This is a genomic window from Streptomyces sp. NPDC054872 (assembly GCF_053610705.1).
The window spans coordinates 16675-43515 of record NZ_JBSGYY010000053.1; the positions used below are offsets into that span (position 1 = coordinate 16675).

A 26841-nucleotide genomic window follows, 5' to 3' on the forward strand; every position below is an offset into this window, starting at 1 on the left:
CCCGCGGGCGGCTCAGCCCTCCGCCGCCGGGGCGACGTCCTGGAGGAGCTGGCCGAACGCGGCCTCGTCGATGACGGGGGTCCCGAAGGACCGTGCCTTCACGGTCTTGGAGGTGCCCGAGTCCGGGTCGTTCGTGACGAGCAGGCTGGTCAGGCGGGACACGCTCGTCGCGATGTGCAGCCCGGCCTCGACCGCGCGGTCCTCAAGGAGGTCGCGCTCGACGGAGGTGTCGCCGGAGAACGCGACACGCATGCCCTGTTGGAGTTGTTTGCCCGGTTCGTACCGACCTGGGTTGGGGTACGGGCAGGCGGGCCGCTTGCGCGAGGGACGCCAACTCGACGGACCGTACGAGGAGTACGACGAGCCCCCCGCGCCCGCCGAGCCGGGACCGGACGGCTGACGGACGATCCGGGGCGCGCCGTCGGACCACTCGGTGAGCGGACGGCACTCCAGGAGCGGCAGCCGCACCCCGCCGGTGGCCGCGGCCTTGAGGCTGGGACGGAAGGCCTCGGCGAGCACGCGCGCGTCGTCGAGGGCGTTGTGCGCCTGGCGCTGCTCGACCCCGAAGTGCGCGGCGAGCGACTCCAGCTTGTGGTTGGGCAGCGGGAGCCGCAGCTCCTTGGAGAGGGCGATCGTGCACAAGCGCTGGCGCACGGGTGCGGTGAGCTCGGCGCGTGCGTACTCCCTGGCGATCATCGACCAGTCGAAGACGGCGTTGTGCGCGACCAGGACGCGGTCGGCCAGGCGCGACGCGAACTCCTCGGCGATGTCCTTGAAGAGCGGCGCGTCCGCGAGGAGGGCGGTGGTGAGGCCGTGGATCCACACGGGTCCGGGGTCACGCTGGGGATTGACCAGCGTGTACCAGTGGTCCTCCACCTCGCCGCGGGCGTCCACGCGGTAGACGGCAGCCGACACTATGCGGTCGTCGCGGGCGAGACCGGTGGTCTCGACGTCGACGACCGCGTACCCCGTTGGGTACGCGGCCGGCCAGGTGGCTGCGGACGCTGCGGTCGTCTGGTCTTCGAGCATGGTCCATGAGGATACGGGCCACGACTGACAGTCAGGTCCCTGGGCTGTTTCCCTCGTCCAGAAGTCCGGACACCAGTGCCTTGACCGACAGGGTGAACAGCGCCTCGTGGTCGGCGGGTCGGGCGAGCGCGCGGGCGAGTGCCGGGTCCTGTTCGGCCGTCTGCGCGCTCCACAGTTCCTCCTCGCCGGGGCGCTGCACGGGGGCGCGTTCGCGGTTGCGCTCGACCAGGAGGTGGCCGACGACGTGGACCTGGACGGCGCGTACGGCGTCGGCGGCACGGGCGCCGCGCAGGCCCGCCGCGTGCACTTCGTGGACCAGGGCCTGCTGGGCGGGCAGGAACATCCGCTCGGTGAGGCCGCGTTCGTGCACCATCGCGATGAGGTGCGGGTGGTCGCGCAGCCGGCGGCGCAGGGCGCGCGCGACGGAGACGATGCGCCGGTCGGGGGTGCGGCCGGTGGGGTGGATCGCGCCGAGGTCGGCGAGGGTGCGCTCGACGAGGGCGTCCAGGAGCGACTCGCGGTTGCCGACGTGCCAGTAGATCGAGGTGACGGCCGTGCCGAGCTCGGCGGCGAGCCTGCGCATCGTCAGGGTCTGCGGACCGTGCCGCTTGACGAGCGCCGCGGCGGCGGCGAGGACCTGTTCCCGGTCGAGATGTCCGCGTTCCCGGTCCGGATGCGCACGCGTCTCTTCACTCTTCACGCCTCCTGTTGTAACTGTGTTACAGAACCGCCCGCAAGACCTCTTGTAGTCCTGACGAAGGGTGGTACGACATGGCACGCGTACGGTATGGAGCGCGCACCGAGGCGGAGATCGTCGCGGCGCGCAGCGCGAGTTCGAAGCTGCCCGACATCTGGTCCACGGGTGTGGTGGCCGTCTGGGAGAGCGATCCGGGCGCCGTGGCGGCTGTTCTGCCGCCGCCGCTGAAGCCCACGGACCGGCCGCTGGTGCGGGCCAACATCAGCAAGGTCGACCTGCCCGGATATCCGCTCGGCGCGGGTTCGGTGGCCGTCGCCGCCGAGCACGACGGGGTGGCCGGCTGGTATCCCCTCGTCATGCCGATGACCCACGAGCGGGCCCTGATCGGCGGGCGCGAGGTCTTCGGGGAGCCGAAGAAGCTGGGCGAGGTCGAGGTGGAGCGCGACGGCCTGGTCGTGCGTGCCTCGCTGGCCCGGCACGGCATCGCCTTCGTGGAGGTGCGCGGCGCGGTCAGCGGCGCCCTGCCGCTTCCGGAACCGGCCAGGAAGACGGACTTCTACTTCAAGTTCCTTCCCGCGGTGGACGGTTCGGGCTTCGACGCGGATCCGGTGCTCGTGCACTGCGTGCGCAACGAGAAGGTCCGCAAGCTGGAGGGCGTCACCGGGGACGTCGTCCTGCGCGAGTCGATGTACGACCCGGTCGCCGACCTGCCCGTACGACGGGTCGTCGAGATCACCATCGGCGAGAAGACCACGGACCAGAAGGGGCGGGTGGCCGAGCGCGTCAGCGCGCAGGCACTGCTGCCCTACATCCACCAGCGCTACGACGACCCGCAGCAGATCCTCGACGGCCCGCCCGAGGGGAGCGTCTGAGATGGAACTGCTCGAAGGGCAGGTCGCCGTCGTCACGGGCGCGGCGAGCGGCATCGGCCTCGGGATGGCGCGGCGGTTCGCGGCGGGCGGCATGAAGGTGGTCCTCGCGGACGTCGAGGAGGGCCCCTTGGAGAAGGCCGCCGCCGGGCTGCGCGAGGACGGGGCGAGCGTGCACGCGCGCGTGGTCGACGTCGGCTCGCGCGAAGAGGTCTTCGCGCTCGCCGAAGCGGCGTACGAGAGGTTCGGCGCCGTCCATGTGCTGTGCAACAACGCGGGGGTCGGCTCGGGGGCCGAGGGCCGCATGTGGGAGCACGAGCCGAACGACTGGAAGTGGGCCTTCGAGGTCAATGTGTGGGGCGTCTTCCACGGCATCCAGGCCTTCGTGCCCCGGATGATCGCGGGCGGTGAGCCGGGCCATGTCGTCAACACCTCGTCCGGCGACGGCGGCATCGCGCCGCTGCCGACGGCGTCCGTGTACGCGGTCACCAAGGCCGCCGTCGTGACGATGACGGAGTCCCTGTACGCGCACCTGAGGGCCGAGCACGCGCGCGTGGGCGCCTCCGTGCTCTTCCCGGGGCCGCACATGCTGCGCACGGGGCTCTGGGAGTCGCACCGCAACCGCCCCGACCGGTACGCCAAGTCCCGCCCCCGCAAGACCCCTTACCGCTCCCTCGACCAGTGGGAGTCCGCCATGAAGGACGCGGGCCAGGAGGTCGAGTTCACGCCCGTCGAGCAGGTGGCGGACTTCGTGGCGGAGGGGATAGCGGCCGACCGCTTCTGGCTGCTCCCGGAGAGCGAGCACAGCGACCGGCAGATCAAGGCGAGGTCGCGGTCGATGCTGGACCGCGCGAACCCGGCGTATCTGGAGAGCTTCATTCTGGACTGAAGGGCACGTGATGACCGACCAGGATCCCTACCTGATCATCTCCTCCGACTGCCACGCCGGGCTCCCCACCGAGGAGTACCGGCCCTATCTCGACAGCCGATTCCACCGGGACTTCGACACGTTCCTGGGGGAGCGCGACGCCCGCCGCGAGGAGGCGACGCGGCTCGGCATCCGCAACGACGCGTTCGCCGCCAAGTGGTTCCAGGAGAACGAGGAGGGCCTGCGCGGCGGCTGGGAGACCGCGCAGCGCCTCAAGGAGCTCGACGGCGACGGGGTGGCCGCCGAGGTGGTCTTCCCCGACGCGGACGCCGTGGACAGTCAGACGGCGGCGCCCTTCGGGGTGGGCCTCGGGCTCTCGGGGGACCAGGACCCGGAGCTCGGCATGGCGGGGGCGCAGGCGCACAACCGCTGGCTGGCCGACTTCGTGTCCGAGCACCCCGAACGGCACTGCGGGGTCGCCCTGTTGCCCGTCACCGGTGAGGTCGACCGGGTCGTCGCCGAGGTCCACCGGGCCAAGGAGTCCGGGCTCGGCGCGCTGATGATCCCCTCCATGTGGGTCGACAAGGCGCCCTACCACGACCGGCGTTACGACCCCGTGTGGGCGGCGGCGGCCGAGTGCGCGATGCCGGTGATGACCCACTCCGGGGCGGCGCCCCGGCACGAGTACGGCGACCACCTGGGGATCTACGTCTCCGAGGTGACCTGGTGGCCCGCGCGGCCGCTGTGGTTCATGCTCTGGTCGGGTGTCTTCGAGCGCCATCCGGGGCTGAAGTTCGGCGTCGCGGAGTCCGGCTGCTGGTGGCTGCCGAACCTCCTGTGGTTCATGGACCGCCTCTACCTTGGCGCCCACGGCGGAAAGAAACTCTCCCCGTTCGCGGAGCTCAAGCGGCCCCCGCACGAGTACCTGGACCGGCAGATCTTCATCTGCGCGACCAACACCAAGCGCCGCGAACTCGCCCAGCGCTACGAGATCGGCGTCGACAACATCCTCTGGGGCAGCGACTTCCCGCACCCCGAGGGGACCTGGCCCGACACGCGCGCGTGGCTGCGCAAAACCTTCCACGACATCCCCGTGCAGGAGACCCGCAGGATGCTGGGTCTGGCGGCCGCCGAGGTCTTCGGCTTCGACACGGAGCGGCTCGCACCGCTGGCACGCCGCATCGGCCCGACCCCGGCCGACCTCGGCCAGGACGCCGACCAGGGAGCTGTCGAGTCCTCCTGGGCGCGCTCGCGCGACGTGGGCCGCCACTGGCTGACCGACCACGACTTCCCGGTACTGGGGGCGGACACATGAGCCGGCAGCGCATGACCGAAGAGCGCTACACCGTCATCTCGGCCGACTGCCACGCGGGCGCCGATCTCCTCGACTACCGGCCCTACCTGGAGTCGCGCCATCACGACGCGTTCGACGCGTGGGCGGCCACGTACGTCAATCCGTACGAGGACCTGCTCGCCGACACCGCCGACCGCAACTGGAACTCGGCCCGCCGTGTCGCCGAGCTGGAAGAGGACGGCATCGTCGCCGAGGTCGTCTTTCCGAACACCATCCCGCCCTTCTTCCCCTCGGCCTCGCTGATGGCCCCGGCCCCGACCCGCGAGGAGTTCGAGCAGCGCTGGGCGGGCCTGCGGGCCCACAACCGCTGGCTCGCCGACTTCTGCGCGGCGGCTCCGGGGCGCAGGGCGGGGGTCTTCCAGATCCTCCTCAACGACGTGGACGCGGCGGTCGAGGAGATCCACTGGGCGGCCGACGCGGGCCTGCACGGCGGCCTCCTGCTGCCCGGCACACCGCCGGGCAGCGGGCTCGCGGAGCTCTACTCGGCGGTGTACGACCCGATCTGGGCGGCCTGCGCCGAGCGCGGCGTGCCGGTCAACCACCATGCGGGGTCGGCCTCCCCGCCCCTCGGCGAGGAGCCGGCCGCCCGGGCCGTCTTCATGGTCGAGACGACGTGGTTCTCGCACCGGGCGCTGTGGCACCTGGTGTTCGGCGGCGCCTTCCGCCGCCATCCCGGCCTGCGGCTTGTGCTCACCGAGCAGGGCTCGGGATGGATTCCGGGCGTCCTCGACATGCTGGACTACTACCACGGGCGTCTGGTCGCGGCGGCGTCGAGGAAGGACGGCTCCGGGACGGCCGAGTCGAAGTTCGGCGCGGGTCTCGCCGACTCGATGGGCAAGGGTCCGTCCGAGGTCTGGCGCGACAACTGCTTCGTCGGCGCGAGCTTCATGCGTCCGCACGAGGCGCGGATGCGGGACCGGATCGGCCTCGACAAGATCATGTGGGGCAGCGACTACCCGCACGACGAGGGCACGCACCCCTTCTCGCGCGAGGGTCTGCGCATCGCCTACGCGGGTCTTCCCAAGGACGAGATAGCCGCCATGGTCGGCGGCAACGCGGCTCGTGTGTACGGCTTCGACCTGGAACTGCTCGACGCGATCGCGGCGAAGGTCGGACCGACCGTCCAGGAACTCGACGAACCTCTCAAGGAGACACCCGCGGGCGCGACCAGCCCGGTGTTCGCTCCGGGAGGGTCGGTACGCGTCTGGTGACGGGTGGGGGTGCTCCCCGACGAAGCGCTTGACGAGGCGCGGCATCTGAGCGTCCGCTTTTGGCGGGGATCACCAACATCCACTTCTTTACCGCGGGTAATACTTGTCGGTAACTACGTCTAGCGGCGGTCGACCGGGGGCCCTTACGGTGCACGCATGCCGCCGAACCTGCCCGATGTCGTGCTGTGGTCCATACCTGCCTTCGTGCTGCTCACCGTCGTGGAGATCGTCAGCCACCGCATCCATCCCGACGAGGACGAAGCCGGATACGAGACGAAGGACGCCGCCACCTCCGTGACCATGGGGCTCGGCAGCCTCGCCTTCGACCTCTTGTGGAAGATCCCCATCGTGGCGATCTACACGGCGGTGTACGCGCTGACGCCGCTGCACATTCCCGTGCTGTGGTGGACGATCCCGCTGATGCTGCTCGCGCAGGACTTCTTCTACTACTGGTCGCACCGCGGACACCACGTGATCCGCATCCTGTGGGCCTGCCACGTCGTGCACCACTCCAGCCGCAAGTTCAACCTCACGACGGCGCTGCGCCAGCCCTGGACGAGCCTGACGGTGTGGCCGTTCTACCTCCCGCTGATCGCTCTCGGCGTCCATCCCGCGGCGCTCGCGTTCTGCTCGTCGGCGAACCTCGTCTACCAGTTCTGGATCCACACCGAACGCATCGGGAAGCTGCCGCGTCCCTTCGAGTTCGTCTTCAACACGCCCTCCCACCACCGCGTCCACCACGCCTCGCAGGGCGGCTATCTGGACCGTAACTTCGGCGGCATCCTGATCATCTGGGACCGGATGTTCGGCTCCTGGGTCGCGGAGACGGACCGCCCCGTCTACGGCCTCACGAAGAACATCACCACGTACAACCCGCTGCGGGTGGCCACGCACGAGTACGTGGCGATCGCCAGGGACCTCAGGAAGGCCACCAGTTGGCGCGAGCGGGGCGGACGGCTGTTCCGGGGCCCTGGCTGGCAACCGCGGGAATCCGTGCAGCCGCGGGCCGCCCAGGAGACCGCGACGGAGCCGGTGACGGAGAGCGCGGCATGAGCCCTGGCCCCGCGGCGGGCAAGCAGTCGGCGGCGAAGCCGCTCCTGGCCGCGTTCGCCCTGGCGGCGGCGGGCGACCTCACCGCGCTTCTGGCGAGCTCCGACACCGGGCACATGGTCTTCAAGCCCCTGCTGATGCCGCTCCTGGCCGCATACGTACTCACGGTCAAGGGCCCACGCCTGCTGACCGCGGCCCTCCTCTTCGGCTGGGGAGGCGACACCCTCCTGCTCTTCGACGCGGACCCCGCGTTCCTGGCGGGCATGGGCTCCTTCGCGGCAGGCCACGTCTGCTACCTCGCCCTCTTCAAGCGCCACGGCACGCCACGCGCGCGTGGCGGCTGGCTGGTGGCCGGGTACGCCACCGCCCTCGTCGTCACGGTCGCGCTCCTCTGGCCGGACCTCCCGCCGGACATGCGCGGCCCGGTGGCGGGCTACAGCCTCCTGCTCACCGCGATGGCGTTCGGCGCCACGAGGCTGGGCCTCACCGCGGCGGCCGGCGGCGCGCTGTTCCTCCTGTCGGACACCCTCATCGCGACCGGCGTCGCCGAGTGGCCGCAGGCCCCGCGCCCCGACTTCTGGATCATGCTCACCTACATCGCCGCCCAGTTCCTGCTGGTCCGCGGCGTACTGGCAGCGCAGCACCAGCAGCCTCACCGGCCCGGAACGCCTCAGCAGCCCCAGCGGCTCACCAGCGAATCGGCAGCGGCAACGCGGTCAGCAGAGCCGACACCGCCACCACGACCCCGAGCAGGATGACCTCCCAGCGCGCGGGGGAGTACGCCGAGACCGGATCGGGCGCCCTGCGCAGCCGCCGGCGCGCGAGCAGCGCCAGGACGGCCACGGCCGCCACGAGGAGCACCTTGGCGAGCAGCGTGCGCCCGTAGGCCGTCTCCGTCAGTTGGTCGACGACCGTGCCCGGCGGCATCCGGCGCAGCGTGCTGTACACCCCCGTCACCGTGATCGCGGCGAGGAGAACGGCCGCCACGCGCGCGTAGAGCCCCAGCACCGCCGCGCCCGCCTCCGGGGCGAACGTCCGCCACAGCCGCAGCATCCGCAGCACCTGCAGCAGGCCACCCGCCCACAGCACCCCGCAGGTCAGATGCACCAGGGTCAGGCCGGTGCCGATGAGCGCGGTGTCCTCCACCGGGGGATGGGCCCGCAGCGCCTCCGCGACGATCACCGCGGCCAGCGGCAGCGCGGCGGTGGAGGGGCGGCGCGAGCGCGAGCAGAGCAGCGCCACGACGAAGGCGTTGACCTCCAGGAGCGCGAGCCTGCCGTCCCGCGTCGCGTAGAGGCCGCCGATGTCCATGTCGGAGAGCTGGTGCGGGACCAGATTGCCGGTGGCCACCACCGAAGCAAGCCCGAGCGCGGCCACGAGGCCCCCGCCCGCCGCGTACGCCGCCCAGCTGCGCGGCTCACGGTCCAGCGGCGCCCCCGGCACCCGGCGCGCGAGCCGGATCGCGTACACCTCGCCCAACTGCACGCAGAGCGCGGCGAACATGACCGTCCGCAGGAACGTGATCCCGGCCGTGCCGGGCGCCTCGGCCTCCCCGGTGCCGCGCAGTGCCGCCGACGGGCCGAGCAGCGGGACCACGGCGGCGACGGCCACCAGGATCAGCACGGCGACGGCATGCCTCGCCGACGGGCGGCGCGGTGCGCGGTGCGAGGCGCGGGACGCGGCGGCTGCCGCGTCGGCCGGGACCTCGCCACCGGGGTCGGCGGACGGTTGTATGGAGCTCACCACATGATCTTCACCAGGTGCACCCTTGACGGGCAAGTCCTGGCAAACAACTGGCGGAGCCCCGTTCCGCCCCACCGGAACCACGCGGGCGCTCCGGTCACGGGCGCGCACACGAAGGGCCGGGCGGTACACGACCGCCCGGCCCGGTTCGCCTCGCGAACCCGCTACTTCCGCACGGCGTCCAAGGCGTCGATCATGCCCACGCCGTAGAAGCCGTTCTTGTTCTTGCCGCCCGCGCACACCGCGTCGACCTTGCCGTCGCCGTCGATGTCGTACGGATCGGTGCACTTCATGGCGTCGGCCTCGCCGTAGAGCAGCGCCTTGACCTTCGCCGACGACGCGTGCGGGTGGGCCGACTTGACGAGCGCGGCCACGCCCGCGGCGTGCGGTGACGCCATCGACGTACCCGCCTTGTAGCCGAACTTGCCGCCCGGCAGCGTCGACAGGATGCGGCCGTCCGTGGCCGGCGCGTCCGGCGTCTGGAACCTCGTCGAGTCACCGCCCGGCGCCGCGATGTCGATGACGCCCTTGCCGTAGTTCGAGTACGAGGACTTGATGCCCTTCGCGCCCGTGGCCGAGACGGTCACGACACCAGGAAGCTGCGACGGCAGGTCGAGGCAGTCCGCCGTCTTGATGGTGCGCTCCGTGGGCGTCGTGTCGTCCGGGCTGGAGTCGTCGACGATCTCGTCCTGCGCGAGGTCCGTCTCGGCGTTGCCGGCCGCCGCGACGTTCACCGCGCCCTTGCGCTCCGCGTACCGGGTGGCCCGCCCGACGGCGTCGACCAGGGCCTTCTGGTCGTCGTCCGTCGTGCAGTTGAACAGCCACGGGTCGGTGTAGTAGCTGGAGTTGGTGACGTCGACGCCGTGATCGGCCGCCCACATGAAGCCGCAGACCACGGCCTCCGTGTAGTACATGCCGGTCGCCGGCTCGGCCACCTTCAGGCTCGCCACCTTCACGCCCGGAGCGACACCGGTGACGCCGGTGCCGTTCTTCGCGGCGGCGATGGTGCCCGCCACGTGCATGCCGTGGTCGCTCTCCCCGCTCACCGGACGCCACGCGCTGTCCTTCTGCACGGGCACGCCGCCCAGACAGCTCGCGGACGCCTTCGCGTCGAAGTTCGGCGCGATGTCCGGGTGCGTGTCGTCCACTCCGGAGTCCAGGACGCCGACGGTGACCCTGGAGCTGCCGAGCGACTCCTTGTGGGCCTTGTCCGCCTTGATGGCGGGCAGATCCCACTGGAGCGGCTCGAGCTCGTCCTGGCCCGCGCCCGCCTGCCCGGCCGCCTGCTCCGCCTCGGCGGCGGTCAGGGGCCGGTCGGCCTCGAGGGCGTCGTCGGACTGCGCGGACAGCGGAGCCGTACGAGTGGCTCCCGCCGACGCGACGCCCTTCGCCCCGCGGATCTCCTTGGCGAAGTCCGCGTTCGACGAGTGGACGACGATCACGCCGATCCTGTCGTACGCGATGACGACGGTGCCGCCCGCCTTGCCGATGGCCCTCTTCACGTACGCCGACGTCTTGGCGGACGGTGAACCGCCGTGCCCGGCGCGGACGTTGACGACGTAGCTCATCGACGTGCCGTCGGTGAGCGCGCCCAGGGCGGACACGGCCGACGACACCGGGGTGCCGGGGCGGGCCGCGGCGTCGGGCTGCGCCGATGCCGTGCCCGGCAGGAAGGCGACGGCCGAGGCCACCGCCATGCCGAGCGGGAGTGCGAGCACGCGGCGGGAGCGCGTGAAGGGTGCGGTCATGGAGTGCGGGCCCCTCACTTCTTCACGGCGTCGAGCGCGTCGACGATCCCGCTGCCGTAGAAGCCGTTCTTGTTCTTGCCGCCCTCGCAGACCGCGTCGACCTTGCCGTCACCGTCCGGGTCGTACGGGGCCGTCGGGCAACCCGGGTTGTCGGCCTGCTTCTTGAGAAGCCGCTGGATCTCGGCGGGGCTCGCCTTGGGGTGCGTCGACTTCAGGAGCGCGGCCACGCCCGCGGCGTGCGGCGACGCCATCGAGGTGCCCTGCAGCCAGCCGTACTGGTTGCCCGGCATCGTGGAGAGGATGCGGCCGTTCTTCGACGGGGTGTCGGCCGGGATCTGGTACCTGTCGCCGCCGGGGGCCGCGATGTCGATGACGCCCTTGCCGTACGTCGAGTAGTACGACTTGAGGTTCTGAACGCCCGTCGCGCTGACCGTGACCACACCCGGCAGCTGCGTCGGGAGGTCGAAGCACTCGGAGGGGTCGATGGTGCGCGGCACCGGCGTCGAGTCGTCCGGGCTGGAGTCGTCCAGGATCTCGTCGGCGGCGAGGTCGTGGTTGGAGTTGCCCGCCGAGGCGAGGTTCAGGGTGCCCTTCTTCTGGGCGTACAGCTGGGCGCGGTTGACCGCGTCGACGATGGCCCGCTGGTCCGGGTCGTCCATGCAGTTGTAGAGCCACGGGTCCACGTAGTAGCTGTTGTTCGTGATCTCGATGCCCTGGTCGGCGGCGAACACGAACGCGCAGACGACGCTCTCCGGGTAGAACAGCTCGCTGACCGGGTCGGCCACCTTGATCCCGGCGACCTTCACGCCGGGGGCGACGCCCGCGACGCCCACGTCGTTGCGGGCGGCGGCTATCTCGCCGGCGACGTGCGTGCCGTGGTAGTGGTCGGGCTTCTCCGGGCGCCAGGCGCCGGCCGAGGTGTCCGCCTTGCCGCCGACACAGCTCGCCGACTGCGAGGCCGAGAAGTTGGGCGCGAGGTCCGGGTGGGTGTCGTCGACTCCGGTGTCGATGACGCCCACGGTGACCTTCTTGCTGCCCGGGTTGATCTTGGCTGCCTTGTCGGCGCCTATCGCGCGCAGGTCCCACTGGTCGGCCTCGAGGGGCTCGGCGGCCGAACCGGCTGCCTGCGCCTTGAGCGCCTTGGCGTCGGACTTCGACAGGAGGGTCGGGGCGCCCTCCTCCGTGGTGCCCGCCGCCGTCAGGGGCGAGGTGCGGGTCGCGCCCGCGGACTGGACGCCCTTGACCTTGCGCAGCTGCTTGCCGAAGTCGGGGTTGGCCGAGTGCGCGACGATCACGCCGATCTTCGGGTAGGCGACGACGACGGTGCCGTCCGCCTTGGCGATCGCCCTCTTGACGTACGCGATCGTCTTGGAGTCCGTGCGGGTGTTGACGACGTAGGCGAGCTTCGGGGCCTCGGCCTTCGCGGACGCGGTGGTGGGGGCGTCGGGGGCCGCGGTCGCGACACCGGGAGCGAAGCCGACCGACGCCGCGAGCGCGATGCCGAGGGGCACGGTGAGCGCGATGCGACGTCTGGAACGCAGATGAGCCATGGGATCTCCACATCATCCGGATACGTGAACTGCCCGAACACGACAAGTGATCGGGCAGGTACATGACGGGCTGTGCAGGGTGAAGCTATCCCCCGAACTCCCAGGCCAGCAATGGATTCCAGAAGAAAACGATCCGGCACACCGCGCCGCGCGCGCCGTCGAGACGTTGAACAGGTAACGGAAGCAACATCGACCCCTGTCGGATCACGTCCCGTGGCCTTAGCATCGCCATCCGTGGCTCACGTGATCCGCGTCACTGCTGGATCGAAGAGAGTCAATGGATCAGCTGTCCGTCCCCACCGCACCCGCACCACGAGGAGAAGACTCCGTGGCCCCCGAAGCATCCCCTCCGTCCAAGGACGGAGCAGCCCCCGCCCCATACGCGCCGTCCACGGAAGAATTCCTCCAGGAGCAAGCGAGTGCCGAGTTCGGTGAACTCCGCAAGGCGCACCGCTCGTTCGCCTTCCCGCTGACCATCGCCTTCATCGTCTGGTACCTCGCGTACGTCCTGCTCTCCAACTACGCGGGCGACTTCATGGGCACCAAGGTCTTCGGCAACATCAACGTGGCCCTGATCCTCGGCCTCGCACAGTTTCTGACCACGTTCCTCATCGCCTGGTTCTACTCGCGCCACGCCAACGCGAAGCTCGACCCCAAGGCCGAGGCCATCAAGTCCCGTCTGGAGGCCGGCGCATGAGCCCCGCGCTGAACACCACTGTCCTGGCGGCGACGTCCGACGCCTCCGAGCACCGGGCGCTGATCATCAGCCTCTTCGCGGCCTTCGTCGTCGCGACCCTCTTCATCACCGTCTGGGCGGGGCGCCAGACCAAGAGCGCCTCCGACTTCTACGCGGGCGGCCGCCAGTTCACCGGCTTCCAGAACGGTCTGGCGATCTCCGGCGACTACATGTCCGCCGCGTCCTTCCTCGGCATCGCGGGCGCCATCGCCCTCTTCGGGTACGACGGCTTCCTCTACTCCATCGGCTTCCTGGTCGCCTGGCTCGTGGCGCTCCTCCTGGTCGCCGAGCCGCTGCGCAACTCCGGCCGGTACACGATGGGCGACGTCCTCGCCTATCGCATGCGCCAGCGTCCGGTGCGCACCGCGGCGGGCACCTCCACGATCGTCGTCTCGATCTTCTACCTGCTCGCGCAGATGGCGGGCGCCGGTGTCCTGGTCTCGCTGCTGCTCGGCATCACGAGTGACGCGGGCAAGATCCTGATCGTCGCCCTCGTCGGCGTCCTGATGATCGTCTACGTCACCATCGGCGGCATGAAGGGCACCACCTGGGTGCAGATGGTCAAGGCCGTGCTGCTCATCGCGGGCACCATCCTGATCACCTTCCTGATCCTGCTGAAGTTCAACTTCAACGTCTCCGACCTGCTCGGCACCGCCGCCTCCAACAGCGGCAAGGGCTCGGCCTTCCTGGAGCCCGGCCTCAAGTACGGCGCGAGCGGCACATCGAAGCTGGACTTCCTCTCGCTCGGCATCGCCCTGGTGCTCGGCACGGCGGGACTGCCGCACATCCTGATCCGCTTCTACACGGTGCCGACCTCCAAGGCCGCGCGTAAGTCCGTGAACTGGGCGATCGGCATCATCGGCTCCTTCTACCTGATGACGATCGTCCTCGGCTTCGGCGCCGCCGCCCTGCTCAAGCCCGGCGACATCATCGCCTCGAACAAGGCGGGCAACACCGCGGCGCCCCTCGCCGCCCTGGAGATCGGCGGCGGTGGCGACTCCACCGGCGGCGCGCTCCTGCTCGCCGTGATCTCCGCGGTCGCCTTCGCCACGATCCTCGCGGTCGTCGCGGGTCTCACGCTGGCCTCGTCGTCCTCGTTCGCGCACGACATCTACGCCAACGTCATCAAGAAGGGCAAGGCCACCGAGAAGGAGGAGATGAAGGCCGCTCGCTGGTCGACCGTCCTCATCGGCATCGTCTCCATCGCCCTCGGCGCCCTGGCCCGCGACCTCAACGTGGCGGGCCTGGTCGCCCTCGCCTTCGCCGTCGCGGCCTCGGCGAACCTGCCGACGATCCTCTACAGCCTCTTCTGGAAGCGGTTCACCACGCAGGGCGCGCTCTGGTCCATCTACGGCGGTCTGATCGCGGCCGTCGGCCTGGTGCTGTTCTCGCCGGTCGTGTCGGGCAAGCCCACCTCGATGTTCCCCGACGCCAACTTCGACCTCTTCCCGCTGGAGAACCCGGGCCTGATCTCCATCCCGCTGGGCTTCCTGCTCGGCTGGCTCGGCACGATCCTGTCGAAGGAGGAGCCGGACAAGGGCAAGTACGCGGAGCTGGAGGTACGGTCCCTCACGGGAACCGGAGCCCACTGATCCGCCCGGCTTCCGCCTGAAACACGCACGTCAGCGGCCGCGTCGTAGATCGTTGGTAGATCTCTACGACGCGGCCGCGCCGCTCCTCGTGGGATCGGGCCCCCGACGATGTCAGTCCCGTCACGTAGGCTCGTGGTACTGAACCGAACGGCTGAACAGGATCAGGGAGGGGGCCCACGTGCTCATCGACACCTATGGCCGAGTGGCCACCGATCTGCGGGTTTCGCTGACCGACAAGTGCAATCTGCGGTGCACCTACTGCATGCCCGAAGAGGGACTGCAGTGGCTGTCCAAGTCCGAGCTCCTCAGCGACGACGAGATCGTCCGGCTCATCCGGATCGCCGTGACGCAGCTCGGCATCACCGAGATCCGCTTCACCGGCGGCGAGCCGCTCCTGCGCCCGGGCCTCGTCGGCATCATCGAGCGCTGCGCCCAGTTGGAGCCACGCCCCAAGATGTCCCTGACGACGAACGGCATCGGCCTCAAGCGCACCGCCGCCGCCCTCAAGGCCGCGGGCCTCGACCGGGTGAACGTCTCCCTGGACACCCTGCGGCCCGACGTCTTCAAGACCCTCACCCGCCGTGACCGTCACAAGGACGTCCTGGAAGGCCTCGAGGCGGCCCGTGACGCCGGCCTGACCCCGGTCAAGGTCAACACGGTCCTGATGCCCGGCCTGAACGACGACGAGGCCCCCGACCTCCTCGCCTGGGCCGTCGAGAACGACTACGAACTGCGGTTCATCGAGCAGATGCCCCTGGACGCCCAGCACGGCTGGAAGCGCGACGGAATGATCACTGCCGGTGACATCCTGCAGTCGCTGCGTACGCGCTTCGAGCTCACGGAAGAGGGCTCCGGCGAGCGGGGCTCCGCGCCGGCCGAGCGCTGGGTCGTGGACGGCGGTCCGCATCGCGTCGGTGTCATCGCCTCCGTCACCCGCCCGTTCTGCTCGGCCTGCGACCGCACCCGGCTCACGGCCGACGGCCAGGTCCGCACCTGCCTGTTCGCCACCGAGGAGACCGACCTCAGGGCGGCTCTGCGGGCGAACGAGGAGGACAGCGAGAGCGGCTCGGACGAAGCGATCGCGCGCATATGGAAGCTCGCGATGTGGGGCAAGAAGGCGGGCTCGGGCCTCGACGACCCGGCGTTCCTGCAGCCCGACCGCCCGATGTCGGCGATCGGCGGCTAGCGCGCGCTAGCTCTCCGGGGCTTCCCAGTCGGCGAGCGGCACGACGTCCTTCAACATGCCGCGTACCCCCAGGAATTGAGAGAGGTGCTCGCGGTGTTCCTCACAGGCGAGCCACGTCTTGCGGCGCTCCGGGGTGTGGATCTTCGGGTTGTTCCACGCCAGCACCCACACGGCGGCGGCGCGGCAGCCCTTGGCGGAACAGATCGGTGTTTCGTCGCTCACGAATAACGTCCAAGTGCGTTCAAAACAAGGCGACGCCGAGCAGCCACGGGGGGAGCTGCCCGGCGTCGGTCTGTCGCTCCGACGGGGGATGCGGAGCGCGTACGAAGTATGTCACGGGGGACCCGGTGCCTGGCACCGGAACCACATGATTGATCTGAGCTTTTCTTGAGCTTGGCGCAACGTCGACGGTCAGTTCTGAGGGCCTGACGGAGCGTTGGGCTCGCCCTGCACGGGGCCCGCGCCGGCTTCCGGGACGGGTTCCGCGGACGCGTCGCGCGGGGGCGGCGGCGCGAGGATCGGCCGGGACGGTGCCGGTATGAAGGTCGACGGCAGCGAAGGGATGTTCTCCCGCCCCGCGTTGGCGATCACGACGGAGATGTACGGAAGGAGGATGCCGAGCACCAGTGCGACGAGGGCGACATGCCGCTCGACGTTCCACAGCACCGCCGCGGCAATGACCGAAAGCGTACGGATCGACATCGAGATCACGTACCGCCGCTGCCTGCCCCGCACGTCGTCCGCGAGTCCCTGCCGGGCCCCTGTGATCCGGAAGACCTGGGTGCCGCTCTGCTTCCGCATCACATTCCACCGCCTGCTCACAAGAAGCCGGGCGCTCCCCGGCCCGGACCCGGTCCACGTTACGCCGCGGCTGCGCAGCCTTCGAGACCGGGGCAGGCCTCTTCTCGGTGTCCTGTCTGCGCCATGCCACGTATGGGGGTGCCCGACATGCGCCGTATGGAGGATCGGTCGAGACTTGCCGTAATGCTCATGTTGAGCCGAATGAGGAGGCAGCTATGAGCTGGTTGTGGGCCATCGTCGTGGGATTCGTGCTGGGGCTGATCGCCAAGGCGATCCTGCCCGGGAAGCAGCACAGTCCGCTCTGGTTGACCACGATCTTCGGCATCATCGGCGCGATCATCGGCAACTCGCTTGCCTCGGCGTTCGGCATCGATGACACCAAGGGCATCGACTGGGGTCGGCATGCCCTGCAGCTCGTGGCGGCACTCGTCGTCGTGGGCGTCGGAGACATGGCGTACAAGGCGATCAAGGGCAACAGGCGACGCGCCTGACCTGCGAGAACGCTCCATGCGAGAGGGGCCGGTCGCCACGGGCCGGCCCCTCTCGTGCGCATACGGGAACGCGGGTCAGCTCGCGGCGCCCGCAGTGACCTCGACGGCCGCCAGGTTCTTCTTGCCTCGGCGCAGCACGAGCCAGCGCCCGTGCAGAAGCTCGTCGCGGGACGGCACGGCGTCCTCGGAGGCGACCTTCGCGTTGTTCACGTAGGCACCGCCCTCCTTGACCGTGCGGCGGGCCGCGGACTTGCTCGCCACCAGGCCGACCTCCGCGAGGAGGTCCACCACCGGGCCCAGCTCGGCGACCTGGACACGCGGCAGCTCCGAGAGGGCCGCGCTCAGCGTCGCCTCGTCGAGGTCGCCGAGCTCACCCTGGCCGAACAGGGCCTTGGAGGCGGCGATGACCGCGGCGCACTGGTCGGCGCCGTGCACCAGGGTCGTCAGCTCCTCGGCGAGCGCACGCTGGGCCGCACGGGCCTGCGGGCGCTCCTCGGTGAGCTTCTCGATCTCCTCGAGTTCCTCGCGGGACTTGAAGCTGAGGATGCGCATGTACGTCGAGACGTCCCGGTCGTCCACGTTCAGCCAGAACTGGTAGAACGCGTACGGCGTCGTCATCTGCGGGTCGAGCCAGACGGCGCCACCCTCGGTCTTGCCGAACTTGGTGCCGTCCGCCTTGACCATCAGCGGCGTCGCGATCGCGTGCACCGTCGCGTCCGGCTCCAGGCGGTGGATCAGGTCGATGCCGGCCGTGAGGTTGCCCCACTGGTCGGATCCGCCCTGCTGCAGCGAGCAGCCGTAGCGCCGGTAGAGCTCGAGGAAGTCCATGCCCTGGAGCAGCTGGTAGCTGAACTCCGTGTACGAGATGCCCTCCTGGGACTCCAGGCGGCGGGCCACGGAGTCCTTGGTCAGCATCTTGTTCACGCGGAAGTGCTTGCCGATGTCCCGCAGGAACTCGATCGCGGACATGCCCGCGGTCCAGTCCAGGTTGTTGACCATGACCGCGGCGTTCTCGCCCTCGAAGGACAGGAACGGCTCGATCTGCGAGCGCAGCCGGGACACCCAGTTCGCGACCGTCTCCGGGTCGTTCAGGGTGCGCTCGGCGGTCGGTCGCGGGTCACCGATCTGGCCCGTGGCGCCGCCGACGAGCGCCAGCGGGCGGTGGCCCGCCTGCTGGAGCCTGCGGACGGTGAGGACCTGCACCAGGTGCCCGACGTGGAGGCTGGCCGCGGTCGGGTCGAAGCCGCAATAGAACGTGACGGGGCCGTCCGCGAGCGCCTTACGCAGTGCATCTTCGTCCGTGGACAGGGCGAAAAGTCCCCGCCACTTCAGCTCGTCGACGATGTCCGTCACGGTCTTGTGTCTCCTTGAAAGGTTTCTGGCCGGTCGTAGGGCTTTCTGGCCGGTACCGGCTGGCACCGGCCAGTCTATGGGCGTCACACGCCTTGGCTGACCGAGCTCATGTTGAAGTCGGGGATGCGCAGGGCGGGCATCGCGGCCCGGGTGAACCAGTCGCCCCACTCCCTGGGCAGCGTCTTCTCCGTACGCCCGGCCTCGGAGGCCCGCGAGAGCAGGTCCACCGGCGACTCGTTGAAGCGGAAGTTGTTCACCTCGCCCACGACCTCGCCGTTCTCCACGAGGTAGACGCCGTCCCGGGTGAGCCCGGTGAGCAGCAGGGTGGCCGGGTCGACCTCACGGATGTACCAGAGGCAGGTCAGGAGCAGCCCGCGCTCGGTGTCCGCGACCATCTCCTCCAGGGAGCGGTCGGTGCCGCCGTCGAGGATGAGGTTGTCTATGGCGGGCGCCACCGGAAGGCCGGTCAGGCCCGCGCTGTGCCGGGTGCTGGTCAGATGCGCCAGCTCGCCCGCGCGCACCCACTCGGTGGCGGCCAGCGGAAGCCCGTTGTCGAAGACGGAGGAGTCGCCGCCCGAGGCGTGCGCCAGCACGAACGGCGCGGACTCCAGGCCCGGCTCGTTCGGGTCGCTGCGCAGCGTCAGGGGCAGCTCGGCCAGCCGGTCGCCGACGCGGGTCCCGCCGCCGGGCCTGGAGAAGACCGTCCGGCCCTCGGCCGCGTCCCTGGCCGACGCCGACCACAGCTGGTAGATCAGCAGGTCGGCGACGGCGGTCGGCGGGAGCAGCGTCTCGTACCGCCCCGCGGGCAGGTCGACGCGCCGCTGGGCCCATCCAAGCCGCTTGGCGAGCTCCGCGTCGAGGGCCGCCGGGTCGACGTCCTTGAAGTCCCGCGTCGCACGCCCCGCCCACGCCGACTTCGTGCGGTCGGGGGACTTCGCGTTGAGCTCCAGGGTGCCGTTGGGCTGGTCGTGCCGTAGACGCAGGCCTGTCGACGTCCCCAGGTAGCTCGACACGAGCTCGTGGTTCGCGAAGCCGTACAGCTCGCGTCCGCCTGCCCGGGCCGTCGCGAACGCCTCGCCGAGCGCCGGGGCGAACTCCGTGAAGACCGCCGATGACGTCTCGCCGGGTGCGTCCCTGAAGTCAGCGGACTCCTTGCCCCCGGACACCAGCGGCTGCGCGTCCTCGGCGGGGCCCGCCCCGCGCGCGGCGTGCTCGGCGGCGCGGACCAGGGGCTCAAGATCGGCGGCGGTCACCGCCGAGCGTGAGACGACGCCGGACGCGGTGCCTTCCTGGCCGTCGACGGTCGCTATGACGGTGAGCGTGCGGCCGCGGGTGACGCCGTTCGTGGTCAGGGCGTTGCCCGCCCAGCGCAGGTTCGCGGTCGAGCGCTCGTCGGCGATGACGACGCAGCCGTCGGCGGTGGACAGTTCGAGGGCACGCTCGACGATCTCGTGCGGCTTGGTGACGCTGCGGCTCATCGACCGGCCTCCTGCGTGGTGTTCAGTATGTTCACGCCTCGGAACAGGGCCGAGGGGCAGCCGTGGGAGACCGCCGCGACCTGGCCCGGCTGGGCCTTGCCGCAGTTGAAGGCGCCGCCGAGCACATAGGTCTGCGGGCCGCCGACCGCGGCCATCGAACCCCAGAAGTCGGTGGTGGTCGCCTGGTACGCGACATCACGGAGCTGTCCGGTGATGCGGCCGTTCTCGATGCGGTAGAAGCGCTGTCCGGTGAACTGGAAGTTGTACCTTTGCATATCAATTGACCAGGAACGGTCACCCACCACGTAGATGCCCCGGTCCACGCCTGCGATCAGATCCTCCGTGCCGAGCCCGCCCGGATCCGGCTGGAGCGACACGTTCGCCATGCGCTGCACCGGCACATGGCCGGGGGAGTCCGCGTACGCGCAGCCGTTGGACCGCTCGAAACCGGTGAGTTTCGTGATGCGCCGGTCCAGTTGGTAGCCGACCAGGGTGCCGTCCTTGACCAGGTCCCAGGACTGCCCGGCCACGCCCTCGTCGTCGTACCCGATGGTCGCGAGGCCGTGCTCGGCCGTCCTGTCACCCGTCACGTTCATGAGCGACGAGCCGTACGCGAGCTTGCCGAGCTGGTCGAAGGTGGCGAACGACGTCCCCGCGTACGCGGCTTCGTAGCCGAGCGCGCGGTCCAGCTCCGTGGCGTGGCCGATGGACTCGTGGATCGTCAGCCAGAGGTTCGAGGGGTCCACCACCAGGTCGTACGAGCCGGCCTCCACGCTCGGCGCCCGCATCTTCTCGGCGAGGTGCTCCGGGATGCGCGCGAGCTCGGCGTCCCAGTCCCAGCCGGTGCCGGTGAGGTACTCCCAGCCGCGCCCGACCGGCGGCGCGATGGTCCGCATCGAGTCGAACTCGCCGCTCGTCCCGTCGACCGCGACCGCGGTGAGCTGCGGGTGAAGGCGGACCCGCTGCTGCGTGGTCACCGTCCCCGCCGTGTCCGCGTAGAACTTGTTCTCGTGCACGGTGAGCAGCGAGGCGTCGACGTGCGAGACGCCGTCGGCGGCGAGCAGCCGCGAGCTCCACTCGGCGAGCAGCCCGCTCTTCTCCTCGTCCGGCACGGAGAAGGGGTCGATCTCGTACGCCGACACCCAGGTCTTGTCGGCGTGCACGGGCTCACTCGCGAGCTCCACACGCTCGTCCGACCCCGCGGCCTTGATGACCTTCGCCGAGAGCTTGGCCATCGCCACGGCCTGGGACGCGACCTTCGCCGCCGCGTCCATCGTCAGATCCACGCCCGAGGCGAACCCCCAGGTGCCGCCGTGCACGACACGGACCGCGTAGCCCAGGTCCGTGGTGTCCGACGTGCCGGACGGCCTGGCGTCCTTGAGCCGCCAGGACGCGCTGCGCACCCGCTCGAGGCGGAAGTCCGCGTGGTCGGCGCCCAGGGCACGCGCGCGGGCGAGCGCCGCGTCGGCGAGGGCCCTGAGCGGCAGCGCCGTGAAGGCTTCATCGATGGAATGAGGCACGGGTATCTCCCTGCTGTCGGCACCGGTCGCTCAGATCATGTCGCGCGTGAGGGCTCGGCGGCCAGAGATTTCTGTAGGGACCCGACAGTGAGTCCGGTAAGCCACTGTCGGTCGTCGATTCTCCGTATGGAGCACGGTACCGATAGGTTTTCGAGGTACCAGACCGCTATCGAAAGGGTGATCCGTTGAGCCGCTCGGTTCTCGTCACCGGAGGAAACCGGGGCATCGGCCTCGCCATCGCCCGCGTCTTCGCCGACGCCGGCGACAAGATCGCGATCACCTACCGCTCGGGTGAACCGCCCCAGGCCCTCACGGAGCTCGGAGTCCTCGCCGTCAAGTGCGACATCACCGACGCCGAGCAGGTGGAGCAGGCCTACAAGGAGATCGAGGAGAAGCACGGTCCGGTGGAGATCCTGGTGGCCAACGCCGGGATCACCAAGGACCAGCTCCTCATGCGGATGTCCGAGGAGGACTTCACGTCCGTCCTCGACACCAACCTCACCGGCACCTTCCGTGTCGTGAAGCGCGCCAACCGCGGCATGCTGCGCGCCAAGAAGGGCCGCGTCGTGCTGATCTCCTCGGTCGTCGGCCTGATGGGCGGCCCGGGGCAGGCGAACTACGCCGCCTCCAAGGCGGGACTGGTCGGCTTCGCGCGCTCGCTCGCCCGTGAGCTCGGGTCGCGCAACCTCACTTTCAACGTCGTGGCGCCCGGTTTCGTCGACACCGACATGACCAAGGCGCTGACCGACGAGCAGCGGTCGAACATCATGGCGCAGGTGCCGCTCGGCCGTTACGCGCAGCCCGAGGAGATCGCCGCCGCGGTGAAGTTCCTCGCCTCGGACGACGCGTCGTACATCACTGGAGCCGTCATCCCCGTTGACGGCGGATTGGGCATGGGTCACTGATCACCATGAGCGGAATTCTCGACGGCAAGAAGATTTTGATCACCGGCGTCCTGATGGAGTCCTCCATCGCGTTCCACGCGGCCAAGGTCGCGCAGGAGCAGGGCGCCGAGATCATCCTCACCGCCTTCCCGCGCCCCACGCTCACCGAGCGCATCGCCAAGAAGCTGCCCAAGCCGGCCAAGGTCATCGAGCTCGACGTGACCAACCAGGAGCACCTCGACCGGCTCGCGGGCCTGGTCAAGGACGAGCTCGGCGGCCTCGACGGCATCGTGCACTCCATCGGCTTCGCCCCGCAGGGTGCCTTCAACTTCCTCGAGGCGACCTTCGAGGACGTCGCGACGGCGATGCACGTCTCGGCGTTCTCCCTGAAGTCGCTCACCATGGCGTGCCGTCCCCTGATGCCGAACGGCGGCTCCGTCGTGGGGCTGACCTTCGACGCGCAGTTCGCCTGGCCGAAGTACGACTGGATGGGCCCGGCCAAGGCCGCCCTCGAGGCCACCAGCCGTTACCTCGCCCGCGACCTGGGCAAGGAGAACATCCGCTGCAACATGATCTCGGCGGGTCCGATCGGCTCCATGGCCGCCAAGTCCATCCCGGGCTTCGCCGACCTTGCCGATGTGTGGAACACCCGTTCCCCGCTGGACTGGGACATGGCCGACCCCGAGCCCGCGGGCCGCGGCATCGTCGCGCTGCTCTCGGACTTCTTCCCGAAGACGACCGGCGAGATCATCCACGTCGACGGCGGCGTGCACATGATGGGCGCCTGACGTCCGACCAGGCATTCCGTACGTTCCTGACGCCTCGTCCCCCGCACCGCGCGGGAGGCGGGGCGTCGCCCGTTCGGCCCACTGACCAGGCGAGGTCGGGGCAGGGTCGCGCACCCTGAAGTGTGCGCCCGTCACCTCCTGCGGTGCTCGCCGCTCTCACCCTGCTGATCGCCCTGTCGTACGGCGCCGCCTCGCATGCCGTCGGAGGAGCGAAGCCTCCACGCGCGCGTGTGGAGGCCGCCGAACCGCGGCCCTTCGGCTCGGAGTGCCGCACCAGCGTCGAGGGCTCGGAGGCGGTCGTGCACTGCCACAACCCGTACCCCGAGACCGACCGGGTCCGGCTGCACGTGGAGTGCGAGCAGTGGTGGGACATCGACAGCGACGGCGTGACCGTCGAGGTGGGGCCCGCGCAGACCGTGCGGCTCACGGGGCGGTGCTGGAAGGAGATCCGGGCCGTCTGGGTCAGCCACGGGAAGTAGGGAAGTGACGGCCAGGGGCGAGGGACTCGGCGGCGAGGGAGCCAGGGCCGAGGGGGTCAGGGGCGTGCGGGGTCGTCGAACAGTTCCCTGCGGCACATGAAGGGGTAGCCGGCCGCTTCCTTGGCCGCCGCCTCCGCGTCGTTCTCGCGGATCGCGTCGACGAGCCGGGCGTGGTCCATGTGGCTCTCGGGGGTCAGCTCCTCGCCGATGTCCTCGCGCAGCCAGTCCACCATCACCTCACCGAGGTCGGCGTACATCGCCGTCATCGCGTCGTTGTGCGAGGCGGCCACGACGGCCAGGTGGAAGGTCGCGTCGGCCGCCACGAAGGCTTCGGCGTCGCCCGAGGCCCAGGCCTCCTCGCGACGCTCCAGGAGGGCGTCGAGCTGCTTGAGGTCGCGCTCCGTGCGCCGCTGCGCGGCCAGCTTCGCCGCGCTCGACTCCAGCGTGCTGCGCAGCTCCGCGATGTGCCGCGGGTCCGTCTCGGCGAACCTGCGCTGCATGACGCCGGCCAGTTCGCTGGTCGCGACCACGTAGGTGCCCGAGCCCTGGCGGATGTCGAGCAGGCCGTTGTGCGCGAGGGCGCGCACCGCCTCCCGGACGGTGTTGCGCGCCACGCCCAGTTGCTCGACCAGCTCGGGCTCGGTGGGGATGCGGGAGCCGACCGGCCACTCGCCCGTGGAGATCTGGTTGCGCAGCTCGGCGATGACCTGCTCGGAGAGCGCCGATCGGTGAGGGGTGGTCAGCGGCATGACGTTCCTTCGTGCGCGGGATGACGGACGGGGCCGTGCGGGACGAGGTTACGGGTGATGTGACGCGAGCGGTTCTGGGTGAGGTGACGCGAGCGGATTGGACAGCCAATCATCCCATGATTCTATGATGGCCCCATGGCTAGTGAGGAAACCCCGACGATGACACCGACCCCGACGACACCCATACGCACCGGCGCGGCCAACGGGGCAGCTGAGAAACAGCCCCCCACGCGCGCGTGGGCGACGCGTCTCGTCATGGTCGGCATCGTCCTGGCCGCCCTCAACCTCCGCCCGGCCATCACCAGCCTCGGCTCCCTCCTCGAAGAGGTGCGTGACGGGCTCGGCATGAGCGGCACGCTCGCCGGTCTTCTCACCTCCGTCCCGCCGCTCTGCTTCGCGGTCTTCGGAGTGATGGCACCGCGGCTCGCCCGCCGGTTCGGCCCCAGCGCCGTGGTCTGCGCGGGCATGGTCGCCATCGCCACGGGTCTGGCGATCCGCCCCTTCCTCGGCGGCACCGTCGGTTTCCTCGCCGCGAGCGCGCTCGCCCTCATGGGCATCGCGGTCAGCAACGTCCTGATGCCGGTGATCGTGAAGCGCTGGTTCCCCGACCGGGTCGGCTCGATGACCGGGCTCTACTCGATGGCGCTCGCCCTCGGCACCTCGCTGGCCGCGGCCGTCACCGTGCCCATGACCGATGCGCTGGGCGGCAGTTGGCAGAACGGACTCGTGGTGTGGGCGGCGCTCGCCGTCGTCGCCGTCGTGCCGTGGGTGCCCCTCGTGCGGGACCGCCGTACCGCGTCGGCCGCCCCGGAGCACGTCAGCTCCGAGGTGCGCAAGGAGGACGCGGGACTGCGCATCACACGCAGCCGTACGGCATGGGCGCTGGCCTGCTTCTTCGGGCTCCAGGCCACCGCCGCGTACATCACCATGGGCTGGATGCCGCAGATCTTCCGTGACGCGGGGGTTCCGGCGGGGGAGGCCGGCGTGCTTCTCGCCGTCACCATGGCGATGGGCGTCCCGCTGGCCTTCGTCATCCCGCGGGTCGCCACCCGGCTGCCGAACCAGGGCCCCGTGGTGGTCGTGCTCGGCGCCTGCGGTCTCGCCGGATACGCGGGCCTCTACCTCGCCCCCGAGAGCGGCGCCTGGGCGTGGGCCCTGCTGCTCGGCATCTCCAACTGCGCCTTCCCGCTGGCCCTCACGATGGTCGGCATGCGGGCCAAGAGCAGTGTGGGCGTCGCCAAGCTCTCGGCGTTCGCGCAGAGCACGGGGTATCTGATCTCTATCCCGGGACCGCTCCTGGTGGGCGTTCTCTACCAGCACAGCGGCGGCTGGGGCCTGCCGATCGCGCTCATGGCGGGCCTGATGGTGCCGCAGATCGTGGTGGGCATCCTGGCGGGCCGCAACCGCACGGTCGAGGACGAGGTCGCGGCGGCTGCCTGACCTTGGCGGCGCCGGACCCCCGGCGGGGACTCCTCGGACCCCCGGCGGCGACTCCTCGGACAAAGGGTGCGACACTCTCCCCATGCCAGTGCTCGACCCGAACCCCCAGAACGGCCAGAAGAAGCTGCTCCTCGTGCTCGGCGCGATGCTGGGCATCACCGTGATCATCGGGATCATCGCCTCCATCGCCTCGCCGTGAACTGACCCCGGCGGGGCCGATGGTGGGGTTAGCACCACCGTCCCCTAGGGGGCCAGTGTCAGGGTCAAGTGGGTGGATCACCGGATGTGCCGAGGGTCGCCGGATCCGTACCTTCGAGATGTGGCCGCGAGGACGCGGCGCGCAGGACTCGAAGACCACGGAGGCGGCATGTCGGCCCGTTCGCACACTCGGCGCCACCCGGGAGCCCCGAAGGATTCCGCGAGCGTCGAGATCCAGCTTCCGTGGTGGGCCATCGCCCTCCCCGCCATCGCCTTCGCGGCCCTGCTCCTGCTGATACTGAACCCCGCCGACGCACACGCGGCGAGCGGCGAGCCGGTGGTCACCCACGTCCTCGAACGCATTCGGGAGGCCGTGTTCGGCACGGCCCCTTGACCTGCCCCGGCCGGACGCCGTCACCCGTCGCGGGGGAGCACACCAACTCCCTGCGCCCGCTGGCAGGTTTCATGCGAAGCTGGGACGCATGAGCGTCGCAGAACCCCGCAGGATTATCCTCTTCCGGCATGCGAAGGCCGACTGGCCGCAGGTGACCGACCATGAGCGGCCCCTCGCTGAGCGCGGCCGCAAGGATGCCCCCGTCGCCGGGCGCAAGCTCGCCGACAGCGGCATCCCCTTCGACCTGGCCCTCTGCTCGACCGCCGCCAGGACCCGCGAGACATGGAAGCTCGCCGTCCATGAGCTGCCGCACAGGCCCAAGACCGTCTACGAGGAGCGGCTGTACGAAGCCTCTCCGGGCGAGCTGATCGCCGTGCTCAACGAAACCCCGGACGACGTACAGAACGTCGTACTGATCGGCCACAACCCCGGAGTGCAGGGGCTCGCCGACATCCTCGCGGGCAAGGCCGAGGGCGACTCCCGTACGCGCATGGACCGTCGCGGCTTCCCGACCGCGGCCTTCGCCGTCCTGACGTACTCCGGCTCATGGAAGGCCCTGGAGCCGGGCGTCGGCACCCTCACCGACTACTGGGCCCCCTCCGACTGACCCCGGACGCACCTACACCGATGGCC

28 protein-coding genes are annotated in these 26841 nt (G+C 70.2%); 17 read left to right on the forward strand and 11 right to left on the reverse strand.

What is annotated here, in order from left to right:
* Positions 1-12: 12 nt before the first annotated feature.
* Both ACWGIH_RS39550 and ACWGIH_RS39555 read right to left on the reverse strand, forming a co-directional pair.
* A complete protein-coding gene (locus tag ACWGIH_RS39550) occupies positions 13-1029 on the reverse strand; it encodes a DEDDh family exonuclease (RefSeq protein WP_453450652.1) in 1017 nt (338 codons plus the stop codon).
* A gap of 31 nt (positions 1030-1060) precedes the next feature.
* Positions 1061-1729: a TetR/AcrR family transcriptional regulator gene (locus ACWGIH_RS39555; protein WP_453450651.1), complete on the reverse strand. Its 669-nt coding sequence runs from the start codon at positions 1727-1729 to the stop codon at positions 1061-1063.
* A gap of 71 nt (positions 1730-1800) precedes the next feature.
* On the opposite strand from ACWGIH_RS39555, the gene ACWGIH_RS39560 reads away from it, so the two are divergent.
* From ACWGIH_RS39560 to ACWGIH_RS39585, 6 genes are all read left to right on the forward strand, one after another.
* Positions 1801-2598 carry an acetoacetate decarboxylase family protein gene (locus ACWGIH_RS39560; protein ID WP_453450649.1) on the forward strand — a complete coding sequence of 266 codons (798 nt, stop codon included), beginning with the start codon at positions 1801-1803 and terminating at the stop codon, positions 2596-2598.
* Between the two features lies 1 nt (position 2599).
* A complete protein-coding gene (locus ACWGIH_RS39565; protein ID WP_453450648.1) occupies positions 2600-3484 on the forward strand; it encodes an SDR family NAD(P)-dependent oxidoreductase in 885 nt (294 codons plus the stop codon).
* Between the two features lie 10 nt (positions 3485-3494).
* Positions 3495-4778, forward strand: a complete 1284-nt coding sequence (locus tag ACWGIH_RS39570) for an amidohydrolase family protein (protein WP_453450647.1) — start codon at positions 3495-3497, stop codon at positions 4776-4778.
* A gap of 11 nt (positions 4779-4789) precedes the next feature.
* Entirely contained in the window at positions 4790-6028 is a 1239-nt protein-coding gene (locus ACWGIH_RS39575) for an amidohydrolase family protein (protein ID WP_453450669.1), read from the forward strand.
* A 156-nt stretch (positions 6029-6184) separates the two neighbouring features.
* Positions 6185-7081, forward strand: a complete 897-nt coding sequence (locus tag ACWGIH_RS39580) for a sterol desaturase family protein (protein ID WP_453450646.1) — start codon at positions 6185-6187, stop codon at positions 7079-7081.
* Entirely contained in the window at positions 7078-7836 is a 759-nt protein-coding gene (locus tag ACWGIH_RS39585) for a lysoplasmalogenase (protein ID WP_453450645.1), read from the forward strand. The genes ACWGIH_RS39580 and ACWGIH_RS39585 overlap by 4 nt, the downstream gene beginning before the upstream one ends.
* Here ACWGIH_RS39585 and ACWGIH_RS39590 read toward each other — a convergent pair.
* The 3 genes from ACWGIH_RS39590 to ACWGIH_RS39600 all read right to left on the reverse strand — a co-directional run bounded on the left by ACWGIH_RS39590 (position 7766) and on the right by ACWGIH_RS39600 (position 12119).
* Positions 7766-8821: a CopD family protein gene (locus tag ACWGIH_RS39590; protein WP_453450644.1), complete on the reverse strand. Its 1056-nt coding sequence runs from the start codon at positions 8819-8821 to the stop codon at positions 7766-7768. The genes ACWGIH_RS39585 and ACWGIH_RS39590 overlap by 71 nt on opposite strands.
* A 164-nt stretch (positions 8822-8985) precedes the next feature.
* Positions 8986-10569 carry a S8 family peptidase gene (locus ACWGIH_RS39595; protein WP_453450643.1) on the reverse strand — a complete coding sequence of 528 codons (1584 nt, stop codon included), beginning with the start codon at positions 10567-10569 and terminating at the stop codon, positions 8986-8988.
* A gap of 14 nt (positions 10570-10583) precedes the next feature.
* Positions 10584-12119 (reverse strand): S8 family peptidase, encoded by a 1536-nt coding sequence (locus tag ACWGIH_RS39600; protein WP_453450642.1) that lies wholly within the window; start codon positions 12117-12119, stop codon positions 10584-10586.
* Between the two features lie 328 nt (positions 12120-12447).
* On the opposite strand from ACWGIH_RS39600, the gene ACWGIH_RS39605 reads away from it, so the two are divergent.
* From ACWGIH_RS39605 to moaA, 3 genes are all read left to right on the forward strand, one after another.
* Positions 12448-12816: a DUF485 domain-containing protein gene (locus ACWGIH_RS39605; protein WP_453450641.1), complete on the forward strand. Its 369-nt coding sequence runs from the start codon at positions 12448-12450 to the stop codon at positions 12814-12816.
* The gene (locus tag ACWGIH_RS39610; protein ID WP_453450639.1) at positions 12813-14447 is read left to right on the forward strand and encodes a solute symporter family protein; all 1635 of its coding nucleotides are present in this window, start codon (positions 12813-12815) and stop codon (positions 14445-14447) included. The genes ACWGIH_RS39605 and ACWGIH_RS39610 overlap by 4 nt, the downstream gene beginning before the upstream one ends.
* 178 nt (positions 14448-14625) lie before the next feature.
* Positions 14626-15633 carry a GTP 3',8-cyclase MoaA gene (gene moaA, locus ACWGIH_RS39615; RefSeq protein ID WP_453450637.1) on the forward strand — a complete coding sequence of 336 codons (1008 nt, stop codon included), beginning with the start codon at positions 14626-14628 and terminating at the stop codon, positions 15631-15633.
* Positions 15634-15639: 6 nt separating this feature from the next.
* Here moaA and ACWGIH_RS39620 read toward each other — a convergent pair whose 3' ends face one another.
* Together ACWGIH_RS39620 and ACWGIH_RS39625 are read right to left on the reverse strand one after the other, a co-directional pair.
* A complete protein-coding gene (locus ACWGIH_RS39620; protein WP_453450636.1) occupies positions 15640-15855 on the reverse strand; it encodes a hypothetical protein in 216 nt (71 codons plus the stop codon).
* 189 nt (positions 15856-16044) lie between these two features.
* On the reverse strand, positions 16045-16434 hold the full coding sequence (locus ACWGIH_RS39625; RefSeq protein ID WP_453450635.1) for a DUF3099 domain-containing protein: 390 nt from the start codon (positions 16432-16434) through the stop codon (positions 16045-16047).
* A gap of 215 nt (positions 16435-16649) precedes the next feature.
* Between ACWGIH_RS39625 and ACWGIH_RS39630 the strand changes: the two genes are divergently transcribed.
* A complete protein-coding gene (locus ACWGIH_RS39630; RefSeq protein WP_453450634.1) occupies positions 16650-16925 on the forward strand; it encodes a GlsB/YeaQ/YmgE family stress response membrane protein in 276 nt (91 codons plus the stop codon).
* Positions 16926-17000: 75 nt separating this feature from the next.
* Here the strand turns inward: ACWGIH_RS39630 and tyrS are convergent, their stop codons facing one another.
* The 3 genes from tyrS to ACWGIH_RS39645 form a co-directional block, all read right to left on the reverse strand.
* Positions 17001-18278 carry a tyrosine--tRNA ligase gene (gene tyrS, locus ACWGIH_RS39635; RefSeq protein ID WP_453450633.1) on the reverse strand — a complete coding sequence of 426 codons (1278 nt, stop codon included), beginning with the start codon at positions 18276-18278 and terminating at the stop codon, positions 17001-17003.
* Between the two features lie 83 nt (positions 18279-18361).
* Entirely contained in the window at positions 18362-19756 is a 1395-nt protein-coding gene (locus ACWGIH_RS39640; RefSeq protein ID WP_453450632.1) for a metallopeptidase TldD-related protein, read from the reverse strand.
* Positions 19753-21276 (reverse strand): TldD/PmbA family protein, encoded by a 1524-nt coding sequence (locus tag ACWGIH_RS39645; RefSeq protein WP_453450631.1) that lies wholly within the window; start codon positions 21274-21276, stop codon positions 19753-19755. The genes ACWGIH_RS39640 and ACWGIH_RS39645 overlap by 4 nt, the downstream gene beginning before the upstream one ends.
* A gap of 185 nt (positions 21277-21461) precedes the next feature.
* Here ACWGIH_RS39645 and fabG point away from each other — a divergent pair, with 185 nt between their 5' ends.
* From fabG to ACWGIH_RS39660, 3 genes are all read left to right on the forward strand, one after another.
* Entirely contained in the window at positions 21462-22181 is a 720-nt protein-coding gene (gene fabG, locus ACWGIH_RS39650) for a 3-oxoacyl-[acyl-carrier-protein] reductase (RefSeq protein WP_453450630.1), read from the forward strand.
* Between the two features lie 5 nt (positions 22182-22186).
* A complete protein-coding gene (gene fabI, locus ACWGIH_RS39655) occupies positions 22187-22948 on the forward strand; it encodes an enoyl-ACP reductase FabI (protein WP_363207922.1) in 762 nt (253 codons plus the stop codon).
* A gap of 143 nt (positions 22949-23091) precedes the next feature.
* Entirely contained in the window at positions 23092-23427 is a 336-nt protein-coding gene (locus ACWGIH_RS39660; RefSeq protein WP_453450629.1) for a hypothetical protein, read from the forward strand.
* Between the two features lie 56 nt (positions 23428-23483).
* Here the strand turns inward: ACWGIH_RS39660 and ACWGIH_RS39665 are convergent, their stop codons facing one another.
* Positions 23484-24176, reverse strand: coding sequence for a FadR/GntR family transcriptional regulator (locus tag ACWGIH_RS39665; protein WP_453450628.1), 693 nt, complete (start codon positions 24174-24176; stop codon positions 23484-23486).
* A 135-nt stretch (positions 24177-24311) separates the two neighbouring features.
* On the opposite strand from ACWGIH_RS39665, the gene ACWGIH_RS39670 reads away from it, so the two are divergent.
* The 4 genes from ACWGIH_RS39670 to ACWGIH_RS39685 all read left to right on the forward strand — a co-directional run bounded on the left by ACWGIH_RS39670 (position 24312) and on the right by ACWGIH_RS39685 (position 26815).
* Entirely contained in the window at positions 24312-25616 is a 1305-nt protein-coding gene (locus ACWGIH_RS39670; RefSeq protein ID WP_453450627.1) for a CynX/NimT family MFS transporter, read from the forward strand.
* A gap of 82 nt (positions 25617-25698) precedes the next feature.
* A complete protein-coding gene (locus ACWGIH_RS39675) occupies positions 25699-25815 on the forward strand; it encodes an SGM_5486 family transporter-associated protein (protein ID WP_453450626.1) in 117 nt (38 codons plus the stop codon).
* A 168-nt stretch (positions 25816-25983) separates the two neighbouring features.
* Complete coding sequence (locus tag ACWGIH_RS39680; protein ID WP_453450625.1) at positions 25984-26208, forward strand: hypothetical protein; 225 nt, start codon at positions 25984-25986, stop codon at positions 26206-26208.
* An 88-nt stretch (positions 26209-26296) separates the two neighbouring features.
* Complete coding sequence (locus tag ACWGIH_RS39685) at positions 26297-26815, forward strand: SixA phosphatase family protein (protein WP_453450624.1); 519 nt, start codon at positions 26297-26299, stop codon at positions 26813-26815.
* Positions 26816-26841: the final 26 nt, after the last annotated feature.